Genomic DNA, 530 nt, shown 5'->3' with positions numbered 1-530 from the left:
GCATACGCCGGCAACTCCACCCGCCGGCCCCGCCCCACCAGCTCACCCCAGACCGGCGAAACCCCCCGCACATGCAACGCCGCCACCGCACCCAGCACCGACTCCACCTCAGAGCGACCCCGCCGCAGTACCGGGACCGAGGTCGTGGCGGGATACGACCCGGCCGACGCCACCTCCTCGGCGAAGGACGACAGCACCGCATCGGGCCCGAACTCGACGAACGCCGAGACGCCGTCGTCCAGCAGCGACGCGACCGCGTCGGCGAACAGCACCGGCTCACGAACCTGACGCACCCAATACTCCGGCGACGCCAACTCCTCCACCGACACCACACCCCCGGTCACCGTCGACACCAGCGGAACCACCGCAGGCGCGAACGACACCGACTCCACCACCGACCGGTACTCCGCCAGCATCGGATCCATCCGATGCGAATGAAACGCATGACTCGCCCGCACCCGCCGCGACCCCGCAAACCGCGCCGCCACCCGCAAAACCGCGTCCTCATCCCCCGACACCACCACCGACGA

General features: G+C 70.4%; 1 protein-coding gene. It reads right to left on the bottom strand.

From position 1 onward, the window contains the following. Nucleotides 1-488 (bottom strand): acyltransferase domain-containing protein (locus ACH34R_RS44200; protein WP_397567636.1); only part of this gene is annotated, 488 nt, incomplete at its 3' end. Nucleotides 489-530: the final 42 nt, after the last annotated feature.

Origin of the sequence: Spongiactinospora sp. 9N601 (genome assembly GCF_044326295.1) — a bacterium.
Taxonomy (GTDB): domain Bacteria; phylum Actinomycetota; class Actinomycetes; order Streptosporangiales; family Streptosporangiaceae; genus Spongiactinospora; species Spongiactinospora gelatinilytica.
The sequence above is the reverse complement of the archived record's forward strand: the minus strand, read 5'-3'. Positions and strand labels throughout refer to the sequence as shown.